Source organism: Leptolyngbya cf. ectocarpi LEGE 11479, from assembly GCF_015207065.1.
Lineage (GTDB): Bacteria > Cyanobacteriota > Cyanobacteriia > Phormidesmidales > Phormidesmidaceae > Leptothoe > Leptothoe ectocarpi.
On the sequence record NZ_JADEXP010000399.1, the window covers coordinates 1 to 5,787 of the forward strand.

Here is a 5,787-nt window from a genome sequence, read left to right on the forward strand (position 1 = left end):
CCTTGCTGATGCTTATGACTCAAGTATTGAGGCTGTTTGAAACGTAAAAACCTGTAACTATATCGCCGAGAAAAGGGTGATCTACTATCAGAAAATATCTTTTTTACAGAATTTACATCCCTCAAAAAGCTCCAGGCTAAATTTTAGCAAGGTATTAGCTTAGTTTTGATATCGCTCTTAGTTTAATGGATGAACCGGTCTAGCAAAAATTTTATCAATCATGATTTCCCCAATGCAATTCTCATGAGGAGAAGCCATACCGATTTTTTAAGCATAAAAATAACGGCTGCCAATATCAATCAGGGGATATCCAAGGCTGGTCTCCGCGCTGATATTTACCCACATCAAGGGAAATTAGTTTTATCGGATCACAATGTTCAGAAATAGCGGTTTCAAAGCGTTAATAATCTCTTTTTAAAGATGCCATTGCTAGCAATGGTGAACATTTATGAGTTAGCCCCCATATTTCGAGCCTGTAGGATAGAATTGGCGATGGCCTCAATTTAGTGATGAAACGTTTGAGCCATTATCCCCCTATCTGTTTTGTATCTTCATTGATTGTGGTATGCCTAAGTCCAACCCCGTAGAATCCGATACGTCACAATCTTCATCAACTGTCCCTCCAGCCGCTGAGCAGCCTGGTTTTGGCTGGACTACCTACGCCGAACGCATCAACGGTCGGTTTGCCATGGTAGGGTTTCTAGCGTTATTACTGCTTGAATTCTTTACACGCCAGGATTTCTTTACCTGGGTGGGGTTGCCTTAACAGCGTCCCTACCGCACATTCACCTGATATTGTCCCTGGCCTGCTTGGTCATAGGCATTGACAATAACTCGATACTGGCCCGTGTAAGGCAGCACCATGCGAATGGTTGAATCGCTATTATCTGGAGCAATGTCGTCATTTTCAGCAATTTTGTCGCCTTGATCATCGATCAGCAGCAGATAGGTGTCAAAGTCCTGACTTATTAGGGTTATGGTCACCTCCTGTCCCTGTTGGCCGCTAAACAGGTATTCGTCATAAAGGCTATTGTCGGTCAGACGATCATCTTGATTATTCAAAACACCGTTTTCTCGTAGAAGATAGCCGTTACTGCTGAGATTACTGACACTCAGTTCATACTGGCCTTGTTCACTCGCGCCATAGGAATTAGCAAAGACAAAATAGGTGCCATCGGCGGGTAGAGTAACGTCTAAACGGGCATTGCGGCTATTGCCGTTGTCATCATTTGCGCCCAGGTACTCTTGATTCGGCCCATAAAGTAAAAGGTAGGAATCAACCTGGTTACTATTCATGGCAATGCTAATGCGCTGGCCTGATCTACCTTCAAAGGTATGGGCATTGAAGTAACTGTTATCAGGCAATAGATTGCTGTTGTTGTCAAGATAATCACTGACTGTATTGCCATCGATGGCAATAGGTGACGGCTCTCGAATTTCTCGATTTTGTCGAGAGGCGACAGTACTGGCCGTACCGTTCTGAACTGCTGTAATAAAGGGTCTGATTTGGGGTGTTGTGATCGCAAATCCAATCCCAATACTGCCTGCACTATCTCCGGTTGTAAAAATAGATGTATTTACACCTATCAGTTCACCACTCCGATTAAGCAAAGGTCCCCCAGAATTTCCAGGATTAATCGCTGCATCCGTTTGGATTAAACCTCGCTCCGTATCCATCCGACTCACAATACCCACCGTAAATGTGCCTTGCAAACCAAACGGATTACCAATAGCAAATGCCTGCTGTCCCACCTGGGGAGCACTATTGGCTAAAGGCACAGTGGGTAAAGCACTATCTTGACCTTCAATTTGCACCGCTGCGAGATCTAAATTCTCATCGGCATATCCAATTACCCGTCCTGGAAACTGACGACCATCTGCCAACCGCACAGTCACCTGAGTGGCACTCCCAACCACATGGGCATTGGTTAACACCAACCCGGCTGCCGTAATAATGCTACCGCTCCCTGTACTATCACCCGCATCAATGGCGACAACAGCGGGACTGGCCTGTCGATAAACACGAACATTTGTCTCTTCATCAACCCCTTGAGCCTGCGCTACCAATGGAACCAATCCCTGGCTCCAATTAATCTGTGTACCAAGGAAATTAAAACCAAGAGCACACGCGACCAGACCCGTACAGGATTTTTGAAAGATAGATATCATCGCTTTCTCAGCAGAGTGAACGTCCCTATAAGATACTCTGGACCTTAAAACCATTCCGGCAAACCAGATAAGATTTACACTATTGATGCCATTAATTTAGATCCGGAAATAACTTGCAAAGAACGGAGTCACAGAGGAACTAGAGATACATCATTCCAGCCGCATACATAGAAACGGACAATTTCTTTGACTAGATTTTTAAAAAGGCATAAAAAGGGGGTGCAGTTAACCAGCACCCCCTTTTTGCGATGACAATGTATCGCTTAATTCCTAAGCCAAACCGGCATTTGCCCCAGGCTTACCAGTTGCTAACTCTACTTTGACAATCTTGCCGCCCATCTTTTGAATTCGCTGCTGTTCGCGAAACCAGCTGTCGTAGGGAACGAGCTTAGTAAAAAAAGTATTCTGTAGCTCGCGCTGGGTGCGAATGCGAGATTGACTCGGCACACAGGCAGTAATCCGAAACATACGCATAGCAGAGATGTCTCCTAATCTCAAACAAAAACTATTTTGCAAATCAGTTACGAAAAGCCCATTAACTAAAGTATCAACATAGTTACCCTATATTGGATTTAGTTCAATTCGGCTAAATATTAGTTGAATAAACAGAACCAGCCCCGTTCAACGTCGCTAGGTATTAAGCTCTCAACCGCCCATTATGTAATATCAGCGTATCTACAGCTTTAAGACAAGGGCTACAAAGCCCTATCCCCCTAATTGTAGACTCAAAAATTCGGAAGTCTGACAACCAATGACCAGCAGTCATAATCTCTCAACACAGACAGACTGTGACCAGCCAACACTCGCTCCAGACTTCCGAAACAAACTTAGATTAACCGCTGCGATTAATCTAAACTACGTCAGCTTGACCTAGCTAAGGCCAGAGCAAATGTAGTCAAAGTAAACACCCATTTCCTTGCCGGCATCAGAACCAACCAGACTAGCAGTTACTTCTTTCATTGCTTGAATAGCTTGAACAGTAGCACCGACAGGTACACCCAAGGAGTTGTAGGTTTCCTTCAGACCATTGAGCACACGCTCATCAAGAATAGAAGGATCGCCAGCCAACATAGCGTAGGTGGAATAGCGTAGGTAGTAGTCCAAGTCACGAATGCAAGCAGCATAGCGACGAGTGGTGTACATGTTGCCACCAGGACGAGTGATGTCAGAGTACAGCAGCGCTTTAGCTACAGCATCCTTAACGATTTCGGAAGCATTAGCACCGATAGCAGTGGCAGCGCGAACACGCAGCTCACCAGTCTGGAAATAAGCAGCTAGCTTATCCATGGAAGACTGATCAAGGTACTTACCCTGAACGTCTGAAGAATTAATTACAGAAGTAATCGCGTCTTGCATGATCTGTATTCCTTAATGAAATTTGACGATGTGGCTTAACAATGTAATAGGCAAATCAAGATAACTCAAACAGAGTTACAGCATTGCGCCAACAACGTAATCGAAGTAGGAAGCGGCCTCAGCTGCATCGTCACCAGACAACAGAGAGGATGCAACGCTCTTCATAAAGCGAATTGAATCAGCAACTGCAGGAATAGACGTACCCAGAGAGTTGTACATCTCTTTGGCACCGACTAGACCAATTTCCTCAATGGGAGTCACATCACCAGCAACAATGCCGTAGGTGACAAGACGAAGATAGTAGTCCATGTCACGCAAGCAAGTTGCCGTCATTTCCTCACCGTAGGCATTACCACCGGGAGAAACAACGTCAGGACGCTTTTGGAAAAGCTGGTCACCAGCTTGCTTGATGATCCGCTCACGGGACTCAGTTAGAACCTGGGCGATGCGAAGACGACGCTCACCAGACGTAACGAAACCCTTAATCCGATCCAATTCACCAGGACTGAGGTAACGGGCCTCAGCATCGGCATTCACGATAGATTTCGTGACAATACTCATCTATGGATTCCTCCGAAAGAATATATCCAGGCGAACCTACTATGCGTTCACCTTTGGTAAGAGTGATACTACCTGTAAAAGATAGATAACAATCTTGTTTCCAATCTAAACCAAATTAAGCGGGTAACTTAACTACCCTAAACTCAATGCTTAATCTGACTATTGAAGCATGCCAAATATCAGCTCAGATTCCGAGAAATCTTGTGTTAGCTTAGCTACCTTCCGCAAATATTCTCCGGCATTCAGCTAACCTTCTTAGAGAATACGCAATACTTTGTAACAATACCCCTCAGAATTTACTGGATCTCGACGCGTCGCCTGGTTTGGCAAAATCAATCTCAGCACTGATGTCTAGGCGCTAAGAAAACAGCAACTGAGAATCGCCCTAAGCGCTAACGTCTCACAGGCGATTCTCAGTTATGCACAATCAGAAGACTAAGGGGCTACCCGAACGCCTGGTTAGGTGTCAATGGAAGCGACGGCTGACACCGAGGGTGCAAAACTCGGCACAACAACATCATCACTCTGACGGGTGAGCTGCTGATATAGCCGCTCGGTATTGGGGAAGTTAGCCGCTGGCAGCGTGGGGAAGCGACGATAGGGCACCGTATCTTCACCAAAGAACTCAGCATACTCAGGTGTTTCAACCATGGTTTGAATAAAGCCACGGATACCTTGGGTCGCCAAAATCTGGTTGTATTTCCGAATCTCTAGCTGATTGAGAGGAGCACGCCCTAAGAAATGCTTAGTCCCTAACTCAATCACCTTGGTGTTTGGATAGGGAGCATAGAACTCTCTCTGATAAAGATCAGAACAGCCTAGACCTTCAATAAACTCCTTCATGTTGATCTCACCATTGCCCAACTTACTTTCCAGTGAGGTGAACTCGGTCTTGACTACATAGGGAGAGATATCGCGCTCAAATATCTGACGGTAGGCGGCCTGGGTGATCAGCTTAATATTAGCCTTGTCATAGAGGCTAGTGAGCTTAAAGATCTTGCTCTGGACACGACGTAAATTAACACCCTGGCCAACTCGCTTGGTGACTTCGATATCGCCACGCTCCGCACCTGCAGTCCCTAGCTCCACAAAGCGTGGCACTGCAGGCTTAGCCACAGGCTTGACACCAGTGGCCCCTACAGTGCCCGAACGGAATGACCGTTGAGACTGACCAGCAGGGGTGACATAGCGCTCATAGGGCACTGTGTCATCACCAAAGGACTCCGTATATTCTGAACTATCGATGAGCATGTCCACCAGGGCGTAGAAACCCTGCTTGGCACAAATATCGAAGTACGCATTCGTTTCCTGACGTCCGTACGTAGGACGACCTAGTAAGCGTCGATGAATATACTCCACCGCCTTCATCACATACAGCGATGACCAGTAGGTTTTACGGAAAGCCTCTGATTTGGCTAGAGCGCGGATAAAGTCACGCAAACAGATATCCCCATTTTCTAGACGAATCTCAGCAACCTTAAGCTCTTGCCCCGCGTAGACATCGCGACCAAATACCTGACGGTAGGCAGCCCGAATAATTGTCTGGGTTGAGCTTTCGGCAAACTTAACGCTGGTCCCCTGGGGGGATGGGATTTGGTCAAGTTTAAATACTTTAGGACCCAGACTTCCCGGAGCCTTAGGTCGAGCAGCCGGATTACTCACCTGGCTGTCGATACCTGCACCGCGACGAATCAAGATACG

6 protein-coding genes are annotated in these 5,787 nt (G+C 46.2%); 1 reads left to right on the forward strand and 5 read right to left on the reverse strand.

The window, feature by feature from the left end; translation table 11 throughout:
* The first annotated feature begins 565 nt into the window (after nt 1–565).
* Entirely contained in the window at nt 566–766 is a 201-nt protein-coding gene (locus IQ260_RS26735) for a chlorophyll a/b-binding protein (RefSeq protein ID WP_193996129.1), read from the forward strand.
* An 8-nt stretch (nt 767–774) separates the two neighbouring features.
* Here IQ260_RS26735 and IQ260_RS26740 read toward each other — a convergent pair whose 3' ends face one another.
* The 5 genes from IQ260_RS26740 to IQ260_RS26760 all read right to left on the reverse strand — a co-directional run.
* The gene (locus IQ260_RS26740; RefSeq protein WP_228016466.1) at nt 775–2,076 is read right to left on the reverse strand and encodes a trypsin-like peptidase domain-containing protein; all 1,302 of its coding nucleotides are present in this window, start codon (nt 2,074–2,076) and stop codon (nt 775–777) included.
* Nucleotides 2,077–2,439: 363 nt separating this feature from the next.
* Nucleotides 2,440–2,643, reverse strand: coding sequence for a phycobilisome linker polypeptide (locus IQ260_RS26745; protein WP_193996131.1), 204 nt, complete (start codon nt 2,641–2,643; stop codon nt 2,440–2,442).
* A gap of 396 nt (nt 2,644–3,039) precedes the next feature.
* Nucleotides 3,040–3,525 carry an allophycocyanin subunit beta gene (apcB, locus tag IQ260_RS26750; RefSeq protein ID WP_193996132.1) on the reverse strand — a complete coding sequence of 162 codons (486 nt, stop codon included), beginning with the start codon at nt 3,523–3,525 and terminating at the stop codon, nt 3,040–3,042.
* A gap of 75 nt (nt 3,526–3,600) precedes the next feature.
* Nucleotides 3,601–4,086 carry an allophycocyanin subunit alpha gene (gene apcA / locus IQ260_RS26755; protein ID WP_193996133.1) on the reverse strand — a complete coding sequence of 162 codons (486 nt, stop codon included), beginning with the start codon at nt 4,084–4,086 and terminating at the stop codon, nt 3,601–3,603.
* Nucleotides 4,087–4,545: 459 nt separating this feature from the next.
* The coding region (locus IQ260_RS26760; protein ID WP_193996134.1) for a phycobilisome rod-core linker polypeptide at nt 4,546–5,787 on the reverse strand (1,242 nt) is incomplete at its 5' end.

Coding starts and splice junctions, on each gene's coding strand:
- apcB (WP_193996132.1), bottom strand. CDS start 3,525: ATGCAAGACGCGATTACTTCTGTAATTAATTCTTCAGACGTTCAGGGT.
- IQ260_RS26735 (WP_193996129.1), top strand. CDS start 566: ATGCCTAAGTCCAACCCCGTAGAATCCGATACGTCACAATCTTCATCA.
- IQ260_RS26745 (WP_193996131.1), bottom strand. CDS start 2,643: ATGCGTATGTTTCGGATTACTGCCTGTGTGCCGAGTCAATCTCGCATT.
- apcA (WP_193996133.1), bottom strand. CDS start 4,086: ATGAGTATTGTCACGAAATCTATCGTGAATGCCGATGCTGAGGCCCGT.